This is a genomic window from Veillonella absiana (assembly GCF_032970865.1).
Taxonomy (GTDB): Bacteria; Bacillota; Negativicutes; order Veillonellales; family Veillonellaceae; genus Veillonella; species Veillonella absiana.
This window is the reverse complement of record NZ_JAWJZB010000002.1, coordinates 82,646-97,312: the sequence shown is the minus strand read 5'-3', so window position 1 is coordinate 97,312 and position 14,667 is coordinate 82,646. Positions and strand designations below refer to the sequence as shown.

General features: G+C 43.5%; 12 protein-coding genes. 4 read left to right on the top strand and 8 right to left on the bottom strand.

The features are described 5' to 3' along the window. Nucleotides 1-492: 492 nt before the first annotated feature. Nucleotides 493-1,860 carry an NCS2 family permease gene (locus RVY80_RS01885; protein WP_317329441.1) on the bottom strand — a complete coding sequence of 456 codons (1,368 nt, stop codon included), beginning with the start codon at nt 1,858-1,860 and terminating at the stop codon, nt 493-495. A 163-nt stretch (nt 1,861-2,023) separates the two neighbouring features. On the opposite strand from RVY80_RS01885, the gene RVY80_RS01880 reads away from it, so the two are divergent. The 4 genes from RVY80_RS01880 to aroD all read left to right on the top strand — a co-directional run bounded on the left by RVY80_RS01880 (nt 2,024) and on the right by aroD (nt 6,052). Beyond that, nucleotides 2,024-2,446: an RrF2 family transcriptional regulator gene (locus RVY80_RS01880; RefSeq protein WP_317329440.1), complete on the top strand. Its 423-nt coding sequence runs from the start codon at nt 2,024-2,026 to the stop codon at nt 2,444-2,446. Then, nucleotides 2,446-3,855: an MFS transporter gene (locus tag RVY80_RS01875; RefSeq protein WP_317329439.1), complete on the top strand. Its 1,410-nt coding sequence runs from the start codon at nt 2,446-2,448 to the stop codon at nt 3,853-3,855. Before RVY80_RS01880 ends, RVY80_RS01875 begins: the two co-directional genes overlap by 1 nt. Nucleotides 3,856-4,389: 534 nt before the next feature. Then, nucleotides 4,390-5,268, top strand: a complete 879-nt coding sequence (locus tag RVY80_RS01870) for a shikimate dehydrogenase (protein WP_295191634.1) — start codon at nt 4,390-4,392, stop codon at nt 5,266-5,268. A 22-nt stretch (nt 5,269-5,290) separates the two neighbouring features. Beyond that, entirely contained in the window at nt 5,291-6,052 is a 762-nt protein-coding gene (gene aroD, locus RVY80_RS01865; protein WP_295191637.1) for a type I 3-dehydroquinate dehydratase, read from the top strand. Between the two features lie 393 nt (nt 6,053-6,445). Here the strand turns inward: aroD and RVY80_RS01860 are convergent, their stop codons facing one another. The 7 genes from RVY80_RS01860 to aroF (RVY80_RS01830) form a co-directional block, all read right to left on the bottom strand. After that, nucleotides 6,446-7,690: a shikimate kinase gene (locus RVY80_RS01860; protein WP_295193175.1), complete on the bottom strand. Its 1,245-nt coding sequence runs from the start codon at nt 7,688-7,690 to the stop codon at nt 6,446-6,448. Between the two features lie 11 nt (nt 7,691-7,701). Continuing rightward, the gene (locus tag RVY80_RS01855; RefSeq protein WP_317329438.1) at nt 7,702-8,844 is read right to left on the bottom strand and encodes a bifunctional chorismate mutase/prephenate dehydratase; all 1,143 of its coding nucleotides are present in this window, start codon (nt 8,842-8,844) and stop codon (nt 7,702-7,704) included. Then, nucleotides 8,831-9,925 (bottom strand): chorismate synthase, encoded by a 1,095-nt coding sequence (aroC, locus tag RVY80_RS01850; RefSeq protein WP_317329437.1) that lies wholly within the window; start codon nt 9,923-9,925, stop codon nt 8,831-8,833. Before aroC ends, RVY80_RS01855 begins: the two co-directional genes overlap by 14 nt. Next, nucleotides 9,915-11,183 carry a 3-phosphoshikimate 1-carboxyvinyltransferase gene (gene aroA / locus RVY80_RS01845; protein ID WP_317329436.1) on the bottom strand — a complete coding sequence of 423 codons (1,269 nt, stop codon included), beginning with the start codon at nt 11,181-11,183 and terminating at the stop codon, nt 9,915-9,917. Before aroA ends, aroC begins: the two co-directional genes overlap by 11 nt. A gap of 145 nt (nt 11,184-11,328) precedes the next feature. Next, a complete protein-coding gene (gene aroB, locus RVY80_RS01840) occupies nt 11,329-12,378 on the bottom strand; it encodes a 3-dehydroquinate synthase (protein WP_317329435.1) in 1,050 nt (349 codons plus the stop codon). A 121-nt stretch (nt 12,379-12,499) separates the two neighbouring features. Continuing rightward, nucleotides 12,500-13,519 carry a 3-deoxy-7-phosphoheptulonate synthase gene (gene aroF / locus RVY80_RS01835; RefSeq protein WP_317329433.1) on the bottom strand — a complete coding sequence of 340 codons (1,020 nt, stop codon included), beginning with the start codon at nt 13,517-13,519 and terminating at the stop codon, nt 12,500-12,502. A 96-nt stretch (nt 13,520-13,615) separates the two neighbouring features. Beyond that, nucleotides 13,616-14,635: a 3-deoxy-7-phosphoheptulonate synthase gene (gene aroF, locus RVY80_RS01830; protein WP_295191500.1), complete on the bottom strand. Its 1,020-nt coding sequence runs from the start codon at nt 14,633-14,635 to the stop codon at nt 13,616-13,618. Nucleotides 14,636-14,667: the final 32 nt, after the last annotated feature.

Here is a 14,667-nt window from a genome sequence, read left to right as displayed (position 1 = left end):
AGTCAACTGGCGTCCGCTTGTTGAAATGGAAGGACTAAGGCCAAGAATATTCCTAACATGGTGAAAGTTATGTACTTTTTCATATACTACACTCCCTGTGTATGATTCCTGTATAAAGAATTAAAGACACATAGGCTAGGCAGTAAAATCTAGCCTGTGTGTCGCATGTTTCATCCTATAGAATTTTACCATAATAAAGTAATAATTCCAATAAAATTAGATAGATGTTTTGTGTCAGTAAACAAATTTTACAATACCGATTTTATGAAAGTCATATTGCATGCGTGCGTATTAGGATTGTCATCTTTTAAATCGATTGCAAAAACAACTAAAAAATAGAGAATACGCTATATACTATAAAACCCCGCTTGCATGTAAATCATACAAACGGGGTTTTGTTATATATTCTAGCTTTAAGAATCAGAACTAGATTTATCTTACTAATACAAGTGTAGGTTTAAGAATTAGAACCAACTGTATCGTACTAGCATTTTAGAACCAAATGTATCTTACAAGCACTAACGCCGCTAGAACATACATGATCCAATTTACTTCTTTCGCGCGACCAGCCACTAGTTTTACAAGTGGGTATGCCACGAGACCAGCAGAGATACCGTTAGCAATGCTGTATGTGAATGGCATCAATATGATAACTAAGAATGCTGGGAATCCTTCTGTCCAATCATCAAAGTCAATATCGCGAATGGCGCCAATCATAAGAGCACCAACGAGAACTAGAATTTGAGATGTTGCTGCATTTGGTACTAATGTAATCAATGGAGCAAAGAATAGGGATAATAAGAACATTACGCCAGTTGTGACCGCGGTGAGACCTGTACGACCACCTGCGCCAACGCCAGCGGCGCTTTCAACAAAGGCAGTAATTGTACTTGTACCAAGCACGGCACCAGCACTCACGCCAATAGCATCAACGGTCATTGCTTTGCCAAGACCAGGGAAGGAGCCAGTTTTAGGATCTGCGATTTTTGCCTTGGAAGCGGTACCGATTAATGTACCCATGGAGTCGAATAATTCAACGAATGTGAAGGAGAAGATAATTGTGATGAGACCCATGTGGAGGGCACCTGGAATGTCGAGTTCAAAGAAGGCTGCTTTGCTGAAGTCAGGCACAGCCATCAAGGAGAAGTGTTCAGGTAAAGTAGAAAGACCTGTTACATAGGATACGATAGTTGTAACAAATACACCGATAAGCATAGCACCTTGCACATTGCGAGCCATCAAGAGGGCTGTGAAGATTAATCCAAAGAGGGCTAATAAGGTTTCATCATGATGTAAATCACCTAGTGTAAGCAGTGCTTGAGAGGCTGGTGGAACAATAGAGCCATGATTGGCAGTAGCGGCAGCTAATGTATCTGGGGAGAGACTCAACGCAATGGTCATTAGACCAGATAATTTTAAACCAATGATAGAAATGAAAAGACCAATACCAACTGTAATGGCCACTTTCATAGACGCGGGAATACCTTTCACAATCATCTGACGAACGGAGGTCAACGTAAGTACAAGGAATACAAGGCCAGAAATAAAGACTGCACCAAGTGCTGTTTGCCAGGAAATTCCCATGCCTAGAACAACTGTAAATGCATAAAAGGCTAGCAGTCCTACGCCTGGTGCTAAGGCGATTGGATAGTTAACAAAGAGACCCATGGCGATGGTTACAAAACCGCCACCTAGTGCAGTAGCGATGAGAACCGCATCCTTATCCATCCCTGCAATGCTGAGAAGATTTGGGGCCAAGAATAAAATATAGGCCATAGTGATGAACGTGGTAAGCCCGGCGATAATTTCTTGCTTAACCGAGGTTTGACGTTCTGTGAGTTTAAAAAATTGATCTAACATTAGATACCCTCCAGAAATGTATAAATCATAATAAATATAATAAAATGATATATCTAGTGTACCATATTTCCCTCTAGTTTTTGTATGAATTTGGAAAACTTGTGATATACTTAAATATATGTACTATTATAGTACAAATTAATGGAAATTTAGAGGTAAATCTATGAAAATTTCGACAAAGGGTCGTTATGCATTGCTGGTGTTAGCAGATATTGCAGAAAATGGCCGTGAAAAAAATGTATCAATTCGGGAAATGGCTGAGCGTCAAGGAATTTCCGATAAATATTTAGAAGGCATTGTATCTCGGTTGTCCGCAGCAGGCCTCGTTAAGAGTGGTCGCGGCAAATACGGCGGGTATCGTCTCGTTTGTGAAACGAAGGACTACAATGTATATGAAATTTTATATGCTGCAGAGGATTCCATTGCCCTCGTGTCATGCCTTGACGATGATGCAGAGGAATGTCCTATGATGAACGATTGTTTGACGGCGCCATTATGGAAACATCTCCAAGATGAATTCCGCAAGGTGATGGAACAAATCAGTCTTGAGGACGTTATTGAACAACGATTCCCTGTGGAGGCGTAATGAATCAACAAGTTCACGAAGATAAGCAACTTGGTGGCATGCGTAACGTTTGGATACTCAGCATTAGCATGAGTATCCTTGCTATTTGTTACACTATGATCACTCCATTTTTGCCGGTCTATTTGCTAGAATTGGGCGTTGAACAAGATCACGTTGCTTTGTGGTCCGGCGCGGTGTTTGGCATTACATTTTTAATCGCCGGTATCATGGCTCCTATATGGGGTAAAATCGCCGATAAACATGGGAAAAAACGCATGGCTTTGCGTGCTGGTTTTGCCATTGGTATCGCCTATGTTATTATCGGCTTTGTGTCGAATGCGTGGGAACTTCTTTTGGGGCGTGCCTTTTTGGGTTTTGCTAATGGATTCTTTCCAGCGGCCATGACCATGGTGTCCCTCAGCGTTAATGAAAAACGCGTAGGGCAGGCGCTCGGTATTTTTCAAACTGGTCTTATTCTGGGCAACATCATCGGTCCTTTTTTAGGTGGTGCCGTTGAAAGTGTCGTAGGCATGCGTCCTGTGTTCTATGTGTCTGGTATTGCTGTTATCATCGCTACGTTTATGGTATTGTTCTTGGTGAAAGAACCGAATATTTCGGCATTGCCAAGTAAACAGTTGTCTGCTGATGATGAAAATGAGGCTGTGCGTAGTAGTGTGGATGAAACTAGTGCTACAGGAAAAACTACGCATGTTGATGAACCTTGCGTTCATGAGGCCGCGAAAACAGCAGCTGATTTGAGTAAGATTACGAAAAAAGGTCAAACTATTGCTGCAACGGTAGAACATAAAAAAGCTGTACAAAAAGATACTTCGATTATGGGTGATTTCCGTCATGTACAAGGCCACCCAATTTTAATGCAGCTAGTTTGGTTATTCTTCTTTATGCAGTTTGCCATTATGATGTTGCAGCCAATTCTAGCCCTCTATGTAGGGGAAATGCAAGGCACTATGGACAATGCAGCCATTGTGGCAGGTACAATTTTAAGTATTGGTGGATTAGCAGGTGCGGTAACCACAAATTTATGGGTGTGTTTGGGTCAAAATAAAGGGTATTTTAAAACGATTTCCTTTTGTTTGGCAGGCTCAGGTGCAGTCCTATTGCTTCAAGCCTTACCATTTGGTATTTGGTGGTTCGGAGCGTTGCAAATTCTCATTGGTAGCTTTATTGTAGGTGTAAATCCGTCCTTAAGTGCGGCAGTGACATTAAATACGGATCCAGCCTTCCGTGGCCGTATGTTTGGTATGACTACGACGGCACAGCAATTTGGGAGTATGATTGGGCCCGTGTTTGCCAGCGTAGTGAGTACGTATATGGGCATTGCTTACGTGTTCGGTATCACAGGGTTATTGATGTTGTATCTTTCTTATAAGACAAAAATGTTATCTGGGGCGCATGATCGCGTTTCATAACGGGGTAAAATGCACAGAGGGGTTCTCTCGCGACTTTGAGGGCGCTACGAGAACCCCTCTGTGCATTTTTGCGTGAAGAAGGCGCCCACATCACGCCTCAGATAAGGCATTGGTGTCATTTAGATAAAGATACAACATTCTAACGAGTGTGCGCCACGTAAAACACGTAAGTGATGTCCATATACGTGGGAGGAGAGGGGGGGTGCCCCGTTCATTTCACGAGCGAGGGAGATGTAATATTGTGGGTGCAGGATATAAAATTACATAGTTTAGATAGTGTTCTGAGTATTTTTGCTAGAGGTTTAAAGTCTAATTTGTTATAATAAATTCTATAGATTTTATCTATAGATGAGCGTAATTGCAAAGAGAAATATATCAATGGAATTGATATATTATTTCGTGTGGATGAGTTCATGGTAGATAAAAATAGAGAAAAAAGGGTTTAGATTGAGTACTTTCACAAATTGACATTCGCCAACGCGGTTATGTAAAACGTGGGTGGATGGATTGGTTTGTGATACTATAGGAGGATTTATGGGTTCTATTCCAGTTACAGAGCGTGTTACGGGTCATACAGAGTTAATCGGGTTGATTGCAAAGCCGATTCGTCATAGCATGTCTCCGACGATGCATAATGAGGCTTTCAAAAAATTGGGCCTTGATTATGTGTACGTGGTGTTCGAGGTGGATAATGAGACGCTGGAGGACACTGTGAAAGGCCTGCGTGCTATGGGCGTGCGCGGCTGGAATGTGTCCATGCCGAACAAGGTGGCGATTACGCAATATCTTGATGAATTGACGCCGGCGGCGCAAATTATTGGCGCTGTGAACACGGTTGTGAATAATAATGGCGTCCTCACTGGCACGATTACGGATGGTACAGGGGCGATGAAAGCCCTCGAAGAAGCGGGTGTGGATTACAAAGGTAAAATCATGACTGTCTTCGGTGCTGGCGGTGCAGCGACGGCTATCCAGGTACAAGCAGCCCTTGATGGGGTGTCTGAAATTCGTATCTTTAACCGTAAGGATGAATTCTACGCTAACGGCGAAGCGACGGTTCAAAAATTAACGGAACGCACAAATTGCAAAGTGACTATCGGTGATTTGGCGGATCTTGATGCGGTGCGCGCGTCTATCGACAGCAGCGATATTTTGATTGATGCTACGTCTTGCGGTATGAAACCGATTGAGGACGTAACACCAGTGCCTGACAAATCATTCCTTCGTCCTGACTTGTTCGTGATGGATGTTGTGTATGCGCCTCGGGAGACTAAATTCTTGAGCTGGGCCAAAGAGGTCGGTTGTCCTCATTGCAATGGTATGGGCATGATGCTCTGGCAAGGTGCAGAGGCTTTCAAAATCTGGACTGGTGAAGATATGCCGACGGATTTCATTAAGGAAATTATTTTCTAATTGACTGTATTTGAGGTGACCTATGGTTTCAATCGGACCGGCTCTTCTTGGTGATGGCGTGACGAAAATTGCCGTGCCTATGGTGGGCAAAACGACGGCAGATATTTTGGCAGAGTGCGAGTACATTCGCGAGTTGCCATGTGATGTGGTGGAATTGCGCATTGATTTTTATGAAAGCGCCGAATCTGTTACAAGTATTTTGGAATTGTTGAAGATAGTAAAACCTGCTATCGGCAACAAAGGCCTCTTGTTTACGTGGCGTACGAAACAAGAAGGGGGCGAGCGTGAAATTTCCGTAGAGGATTATTTCAACATGCTCGATCAAATTATCCCAACCGGCTTTGTGGATGCTATCGATATCGAATATTTCTTTGACGACACAGAACATCGTGAGCATATGACAAAAACGGTGGCATTGGCTCATAAGCATGGTGTCACAGTGGTGATGAGTAATCATGACTTTCATAAAACACCAGCATTGGATGATATTAAAGGCCGTTTAGTCGGCATGAAACAAGCTGGTGCAGATGTAGCAAAATTGGCTTGTATGCCACAATCCCCTAGCGATGTACTCACTGTATTACAGGCTACCGAACAAGTAAAATCACAATATCCTGATGAACCACTTATCACAATGGCTATGGGGCAACTAGGCGTGGTTACGCGGACTTGTGGGAGCGTGTTTGGCAATGCATTAACCTTTGGTGCAGCAAAACAAAGCTCTGCACCGGGTCAAGTGGAAGTGCATAAATTGAAGGCGATTTTGGAGACAGTGGATAAGTAATTTAGAGACTTAGGTTGGTCATAATGTATTAGGCTGAATCTAAAATTAACGATTCATGTAAGTACGATTTAAAGGGATTGATTCTAGCTAGAATTCTCTAAACAGAATCAGGCTGTATATTATAATAAAAGTACGAAGAGAGTTCCTAGTGTGTCGTTAGCGCTAGGCTCATCTAAAAATCGCTAAATTAGAAAAGCCTAACGTGTGAAGTACTGGTAATACTTCCTTTACGCTAGGCTTTTCAAATACGCAAATAGAGCGTGGTAAAAACTGTAGCAACACTGAGCTACAAGAGTTTTTACCACGCTCTTTTACATGCTCGTAATGAATTAAATTCAAGGGGCTGTAGATTTCGATTTAATGTATTAGAACCCGTCGAGCTCCATAAGAAAATTAATTCCTCTTTTCTATATTCCCATAGAAGTCATTCAAGATATTGCTGGAAGACTCTACTTCATCTCTACGATGTTTGATGATACATTGGGCAAAGGACTTGTACATTGGTGTGCGTACCCGTTCTAGCTCGCGAAGACGATCGAGGCCACCGCGGGAGAGAGGGCGTCCTTTGGTATCGAGGGATTCGATAGGTTGTGTTAGTTGGTACATACGCCCGTTTTGGCGAAGGGGTGCAAAGTTTTCTGCAATGGTTACACAGCCACCACCGGTGGATATGATGTAACCTTTTTCTTTGCCTAATCGCTCGATAACGGCAGATTCTACTTGTCGGAAGGCTTGCTCTCCATGTGTATCGATAAACGTCGCTATATGACCAATTTCATTAGTAATCTCTGCATCACAGTCCACGAAAGGACGGCAAAGGATACGGCTAAGTTCTTTTCCTACTGTTGTTTTACCAACTCCAGGCATACCGATGAGAATAATATTTTCCGTTTCTTTATACAAGTCTTGAAGTATCGGTTCAATATGATCATCGTTAAGCTCTGTGTTGTGGAATAAATTGGAGGAGTGGACGGCTTGTGCTACGAGCATTGGTAACCCATCTACGTAAGGAATACCCATGCGCTCTGCTTGAATCAAGAGATTCGTACGGAGCGGATTGTAAATCAAGTCCATTACACCAGATAAATTTTTAAATAGTGTCAGGTTGATTAGATTTTTAGGGCAATGTGGATACATGCCAACAGGAGTGGCGTTGATGATGATAGCGGCGCTTTCATAATAGTCTTGAAGGTCACCGTAGGTTGGGTGATTATGACGAGAAATATGAATGATATCAGATGCACCAAGGTCTTCGAGGGCCACATGAACCGTTTTAGAGGTCGCGCCATCGCCGAGGATGAGGCATTGTTTGCGGTCCACAGAAATATTGGCATATCGTAGAGCGTAGATAACTCCATTGTAATCCGTGTTATCACCGAACCAAGTACCATCGCGTTTTACCATAGTATTGATGCAACCGATGCGCTCAGCGATTTGTGAAATATGATTACAATGTGCTAAGGCCACTTCCTTATAAGGTATGGTAACGTTTAGGCCTATCATATCTGTTGTATCCAAGAAGGTATCTACCTGTTTTGGATTTTGCTCTACAAGCCCGTAATCGGTGGTACCTAACGTATGATGGATACGAGGAGAGTAACTATGTATTAGTTGTTGTCCTAAAAGACCGTATTTCATAGTTATACCTCCTAATTTTCTGGATAATTACCTAATAATCTGAATTTTTCTTGAGATTCATGTAACTCGGATAATAATGCCGTTACCTTTTCGTCGAAGAGGGACGCCTCAAGATCAAGGTAGAATAGAAATTCAAAATTATGACCTTGAATAGGACGGCTCTCCAGTTTTGTAAGATTGATGCCTACGTTGGAGAATTTCGTTAATAAGGAGCTGAGTCCACCTGGTGTGTGACTAGCGGATGTAATAATGCTGATTTTATTAGAACCAGGATAGATAGCGAGTTTCTTGGAAATACAAATGAAGCGAGTATAGTTGTTATCGCTGTTTTGTATATTTTTCGCTAATGTTTGCAATGTGTAGAGTTCTGCACATTGTGGTGGCGCTACAGCAGCGATGCCAGGATCGTCGCTTTCGGATACCATCTTAGCAGCCTCTGCGGTATTGCTGTAGGGTTCCAATTTTACATTGGCCCCAAGATTATTCAAGAATATTTGACATTGGCCAAGTGCTTGTGGATGGGAATAAATGGTATGGATATCCTCTAATTTAATGCCTTTTTTTGCCATTAAATCATGAGAAATCCAGAGTCGTGTACCACGCACGATGTAGCAATCGTGTTGATCAAGTAGGTCATACACTTCTTTCACGGAACCGTTAGAACTGTTTTCGATAGGTAATACGCCGAATTGGCAAAGACCTTGGTCAACGGCGCTGAATACGGCTTTAAAATCGTTGACGAATAGAATCTGGCTGAATGGCAACAATTTATCGCACGCTATTTGTGTATTGCAACCAAATTCGCCAGCGCATGCTACGCTACCACGTTGTGGTGGTAAATTTGGGGACGATTCAACAGCCTTTTTGATGGCCATACTAAATTCTGTTTCGTGGAATAACTGTTCCGCTTGGTATGTGCGGCTGAGGCTGAATAGATTTTCGAAGAATCGACGAGCATAGATGTCGAATTCTGGACCTGCATCGATGGTTACTTTATCGAGGATTTCTCGTTCTCGTTTCGCATCGTACACGGCTTTGCCCATGGAACGTTTTGCGTCAGCTACATCTTTTGAAAGTACCATTCGTTGTTTGAATAGGTCTAACATTTTGTCGTTAATGTCGTTAATCTTAACGCGCACTTCATCTAAGTTCATGGTCAACTTCTCCTAAAAAATCTAATAACACGAGGGCTGTGACGGCCTCGATAATTGATACGGCACGGAGGGCTACGCATGGATCGTGGCGTCCTTTGATAACGAGTTTTGTAGGCTCTTTCGCGGATAGGGACACAGAATTTTGTTCTGTATAAATGGAGGCAGTTGGTTTTATGCCAACTTGCATGACAAGAGGCATACCATTGGTAATACCGCCTTGGATGCCACCGCTATTGTTTGTCGTTGTTTTCACAACGTCACCGTCCATGGTGAAAGCATCGTTCTGCAAAGATCCCAAGCTACTACAACCCTCGAAACCGCTACCGAAGGATACGCCCTTAATAGCAGGCACACCGAATGCGGTGCGAGCCAAACGGTTTTCAATGCCATCAAAGTTTGGATTACCAATACCTACAGGTAGACCAGTAGCGAATACCTCAACGATACCGCCTGTGGAATCACCATCGGATTTGAGTTTGTATACCAAATCTTCTACTTCTTTGCGCTTCGCCGCATCCACCATGGCAATAGGTTCACTGGATACGGCCTTGATAGTATCCATATCAGGATTTGCCAAATTGATAGGCGCGTCTTGAATGGTGCCCACTTGTTTCAAATGAGCATGCACATGAATGCCTTTAGAACGAAGAATTTGAAGGGCGATGCCACCAGCTACGCACAATGGGGCTGTAATACGAGCGGAGAAATGGCCACCGCCACGCATATCTACCATATCGCCATAACGTACGCGAGCCGTGTAATCTGCATGGGATGGGCGAGGGATGTCGCGTAGATTATTGTAGTCGCTAGAGTGTTGAGATGTGTTGCGAATCATGAACGCTAGTGGGGATCCACTAGTCATATCATCTACTAAGCCAGCTAAAAATTCTGGAATATCTGCTTCGCGGCGTTGTGTTTGCAATTGGTTTTGACCGGGTGCACGACGGCGCATGAAAGCTCTTAATTCATCAATATCTACGTGAAAGCCGCAAGGCAATCCATCTACGATACCACCGATGGCATAGCCGTGAGAGGCCCCAAAGGTAGAGACTGTTATTGTTTTACCGAAACTAGATGACATGGGCTTCACCTCCTAATAGGTTCCAATCATCAAAGAAATCAGGATAGGATTTTGTAATGGCTTCGCTATCCTTGAGTATTACCGGGTTTTCAGAAATAAGGGCTGCTAATGCCCCGGCCATAACGAGGCGATGGTCGTTGACGCAGTCCACTTGACCGCCTTTGAGGCTGCCTGTACCAGTAATATATAAATCGTCACCGTCCATGCGAACGGAACCGCCTAAATCTGTCACCAACTGTGCTACAGCCGCTAAACGGTCGGATTCTTTGAGTCGAAGGCGAGCCCCTTTTGTGAAGGAGCTTTCACCAACGATGCCACAAGCGAGGGCGGATAATACCGGCAGTAAATCCGGCATTTGTTCTAAATCTACGTTCAATGGTTTCGTTGCCTTGCCAGATACAGTGAGGTCCATACCGTTCCAAGTCAATGTGGAGCCTGCATCCTCAACGATTTGCATAATGCGACGATCCGCTTGAACAGAGTCCTTGTTCATGCCCGTAATAGTAATGCTATTGCCTGTGAGAGCTGCGGCTACGAGCCAGATAGCTGCATTGGACCAGTCTCCTTCGATTTGGTAATTGTCACGGCCAGTGAAATGTGTATCATTCGCTATGGTGAAGGTTTCATTTGTTGTGTCTGTAGCAGGCGTGGTAGTTACTTTCACACCAAAGTCCTGCATGGTTGTGATGGTTAATGTTACGTAATCACGAGATTGGAGAGTGCCAACGCTCTCGATGGTACTTTCACCCATTTGAGGGGCTGCTAGCAATAAACCTGAGAAGAATTGACTGCTCACATTGCCCACCATTTTGTAATGGCCTGCCTGGAGTTTACCGGACATAGTGAAGGGCGGTTTATCTTGGGAGAAAGTCACTCCATGGGATTTCATTTCGCCTAATAATGGTTCCAATGGACGATCCGGCAAACGACCTTTGGCATCTACCTCTACGCGGTTGCAGATGGACGCGGACACGGGCAGTAATAGACGCAATGTAGTGCCTGATTCGTGAGGCAAAATGCCACCTACGGATGGGGCGCTGCTAGGGTGTACATGTATAATGTTGTCCGTGTAAGTAATTGCAGATCCCAACGCACGAAGGGATGCCATAGTAGCATCAATGTCCTTAGATGTGCGGGATAACAAAATAGTAGATGGTGTTGTTGCCAACGCTGCTGCAATGAGCGCGCGGTGGGCATGCGCCTTGGCAGGGATAGCCGGAATGGTGCCACCAATATGTTTCGGGGTAACAGTGTGCATAGGTTCTCCGATCGCAATTATAGTCTATAGTATGTAATATACCTTTTATTTTACCGTAAAATACGCATAGTAGCTAGTAAAATAGGCGATTTCTAGTGCTTTTTACTAGCTACTATGTAAATGTTGCGTTAGTAATATCAGCTAATTATAAATAATTTGCTAATTCCTCATGGGTTACGACCTTAAGTTTAGCATGACCATAACTAACAGGTACCACGATTTTAATAGTAGATCCTTGGCTCTTTTTATCGTGTTTCGCTGCGTCTAAAATTTCAGCCTTCGTAACCTTTGTGGTAGTTGGTAAGTAATGGGCTTCTAACAAGGTTTGCAATTTAGCCACCATATCTGGATCAGCGCCGTCCATGAATACGGCGCCTTTGGCCATGAGCATCATGCCGATGGCTACAGCATTGCCGTGGGGAGTTTCAAAATGGGTTGCTTTTTCAATGCCATGACCGAAGGTATGCCCTAGATTCAATAACGCACGCACGCCTGTTTCGCGTTCGTCTTGTTCCACGATGTCCGCTTTGGCTTGTACGCAACGGGCGATGATATCGCTGACTGTGTCAGGATGATCAACGAGCGGTTTGTGCTCTAATTGTGTCAAGAGTCCAGGTACATTGAGGAATCCATATTTAATGACTTCGCCACAACCGTTAATCCATTCTTCGCGAGGTAATGTGTTAAGAGTAGTTGGGTCGCATAATACCAAAATTGGTTGTTTAAACGCACCCCATAAATTTTTACCAGCCTCTAAATTAACAGCCGTTTTGCCACCTACAGAGGAGTCTACAGCAGATAATAGGGATGTTGGGATTTGGATGTAATCGATGCCACGTAAATACGTTGCCGCTGCGAATCCTGCCATATCGCCTACGACGCCACCACCGAGGGCGATGAGTAAGTCTTTGCGTGTTAATGATTTAGAGGCCATGAATTCCACTAAATCGATGAGTCGATGAGCATTTTTTTCTTCTTCCCCATGTGGGAAAACGTATTGGTGAACGGTGTAGCCTTTTTCAGTTAATTGCGCAGATACCGTGTCCATGTAGTGGCTAGCCACATTATCATCACTGACGATGATAACAGGGCATGGACCTTTTAATGGCAAAATATAGTCGGTTATGCGAGATAATGCGTGCTCCTCAATGATGACATCATAGGATTGGGATGCATTAATATGGATTCGTTTCATAGTTTCCTTCCTAGATTCTGTGTATTGTGAAAGTTCGGCGCAACGGCCATTTGCGGGATATTGTGATTTCAATATTTGCACTGGATTGTATTGCACCAAATTTTACATTAAATAGATAATATTATTTGTTCAAATTGTGTTTTATAACGATTTCGCGCATAGCGAAGATATCTTTTGTTAAATCGCTGAATTGATCTGGACGAAGTGCTTGTGGACCGTCGCATAATGCTTTGGCTGGGTCGTTGTGAACTTCAATCATCAAGCCGTCAGCGCCGCCACCAGTGGATGCTAGGGACAATGGGCGAACCATACGGCTCATACCTGCTGCATGGCTAGGGTCCATGATGATTGGTAAATGGCTTAATTCATGCATCATAGGAATAGCAGTTACGTCCAATGTGTTACGAGTTTTAGTTTCGAATGTACGGATACCGCGTTCGCAAAGAACGATTTGTTCATTACCTTCACTCATAATGTACTCAGCAGCCATTAACCATTCTTCGTAAGTAGCGGATAAACCACGTTTTAACAATACGGGCTTGCGTAATTTACCAACTTCTTTTAATAATGTGAAGTTCTGCATGTTACGAGCGCCGATTTGAAGCATATCTACATTATCGAAGTATTGTAATTGGGATGGATCCATAACTTCGGATACGATAGGCAATCCAGTTTCTTTTTTCGCAGCCTCTAATAACTCAAGACCAGATGGGCCCATACCTTGGAAGGAATATGGGGAGGTACGAGGCTTGAACGCACCACCGCGAAGGATAGTAGCACCAGCTGCTTTTACGGCGTGAGCACATTCGATAACTTGTTCAGGTGTTTCTACAGAGCAAGGACCCGCCATGATAGCAAAGTGACCACCGCCGATTTTTACGCCACCGATATCCACGATAGTATCTTGAGGATGGAATTTACGGTTTGCTTTTTTAAATGGCTCTTGGATACGAGTTACTTTGTCTACGATTTCAAGTGATTCGATGAGACGTGCATCGAGAGCCGATGTATCACCGATGACACCGATTAATGTGTAGTTCGCACCTTGAGATGGGTGTAATGTGTAGCCTTGGTTTGTTAACCAAGACTGGAATTCATTTAATTGGTCTTTGTCTGCGTTGGATTTTACGGTAATAATCATGGTGATAACTCCTTTTTAAAAATGTTCTCTTCTTTTTTCTCTTTTATATGTTAGCTTTCACAAGAGGGCGGCCCTCAGTGAAAGTAATCATTAGGATTATTTATTCAAATTGTGTTTTACAACGATGTCGCGCATAGCGAAGATATCTTTTGTTAAATCGCTAAATTGATCTGGACGAAGTGCTTGAGGTCCATCGCACAATGCTTTAGATGGATCATTGTGAACCTCAATCATCAAACCGTCAGCACCGCCACCAGTGGATGCTAGGGACAATGGGCGAACCATACGGCTCATGCCCGCTGCATGGCTAGGGTCCATGATGATTGGCAAATGGCTCAATTCGTGAACCATAGGGATAGCTGTTACGTCTAATGTGTTACGAGTTTTAGTTTCGAATGTACGGATACCGCGTTCGCAAAGTACGATTTGTTCATTCCCTTCGCTCATAATGTACTCAGCAGCCATCAACCATTCTTCGTAAGTAGCGGATAAACCGCGTTTTAATAATACTGGTTTGCGTAATTTACCAACTTCTTTCAATAATGTGAAGTTTTGCATGTTACGAGCGCCGATTTGAAGCATGTCTACATCATCGAAGTATTCTAATTGAGATGGATCCATAACTTCGGAAACGATAGGTAAACCAGTTTCCTTTTTTGCAGCCACTAACAATTCAAGACCAGATGGGCCCATACCTTGGAAGGAATATGGGGAGGTACGAGGTTTGAATGCACCACCGCGAAGGATGGTAGCACCTGCTTCTTTCACCGCGCGAGCACATTCGATAACTTGTTCAGGTGTTTCAACGGAACAAGGGCCAGCCATAATGGCGAAGTGACCGCCACCGATTTTAACGCCCCCTACATCTACAATTGTATCATCTGGATGGAATTTTCGGTTCGCTTTTTTGAACGGTTCTTGAATACGAGTAACCTTGTCAACGATCTCAAGGGATTCCACAGCTCGTTTATCAAGGGAGGATGTGTCACCGATGATACCCATGATCGAATAATTCGCGCCCTCTACTGGATGAATCACGAAACCTTGGTTCGTGAGCCAATTTTGTAAATCCTGTAACTGCGCTTGGTCTGGGTTTTGTTTTAATGTGATAATCATGGTAATGCCTCCTGTGAAAGAAAAATATATTG

What these genes read in the sequence shown, in the direction of transcription:
- RVY80_RS01885 (WP_317329441.1), bottom strand. Translation starts at nt 1,860, where the DNA reads ATGTTAGATCAATTTTTTAAACTCACAGAACGTCAAACCTCGGTTAAG.
- RVY80_RS01880 (WP_317329440.1), top strand. Translation starts at nt 2,024, where the DNA reads ATGAAAATTTCGACAAAGGGTCGTTATGCATTGCTGGTGTTAGCAGAT.
- RVY80_RS01875 (WP_317329439.1), top strand. Translation starts at nt 2,446, where the DNA reads ATGAATCAACAAGTTCACGAAGATAAGCAACTTGGTGGCATGCGTAAC.
- RVY80_RS01870 (WP_295191634.1), top strand. Translation starts at nt 4,390, where the DNA reads ATGGGTTCTATTCCAGTTACAGAGCGTGTTACGGGTCATACAGAGTTA.
- aroD (WP_295191637.1), top strand. Translation starts at nt 5,291, where the DNA reads ATGGTTTCAATCGGACCGGCTCTTCTTGGTGATGGCGTGACGAAAATT.
- RVY80_RS01860 (WP_295193175.1), bottom strand. Translation starts at nt 7,690, where the DNA reads ATGAAATACGGTCTTTTAGGACAACAACTAATACATAGTTACTCTCCT.
- RVY80_RS01855 (WP_317329438.1), bottom strand. Translation starts at nt 8,844, where the DNA reads ATGAACTTAGATGAAGTGCGCGTTAAGATTAACGACATTAACGACAAA.
- aroC (WP_317329437.1), bottom strand. Translation starts at nt 9,925, where the DNA reads ATGTCATCTAGTTTCGGTAAAACAATAACAGTCTCTACCTTTGGGGCC.
- aroA (WP_317329436.1), bottom strand. Translation starts at nt 11,183, where the DNA reads ATGCACACTGTTACCCCGAAACATATTGGTGGCACCATTCCGGCTATC.
- aroB (WP_317329435.1), bottom strand. Translation starts at nt 12,378, where the DNA reads ATGAAACGAATCCATATTAATGCATCCCAATCCTATGATGTCATCATT.
- aroF (WP_317329433.1), bottom strand. Translation starts at nt 13,519, where the DNA reads ATGATTATTACCGTAAAATCCAACGCAGACAAAGACCAATTAAATGAA.
- aroF (WP_295191500.1), bottom strand. Translation starts at nt 14,635, where the DNA reads ATGATTATCACATTAAAACAAAACCCAGACCAAGCGCAGTTACAGGAT.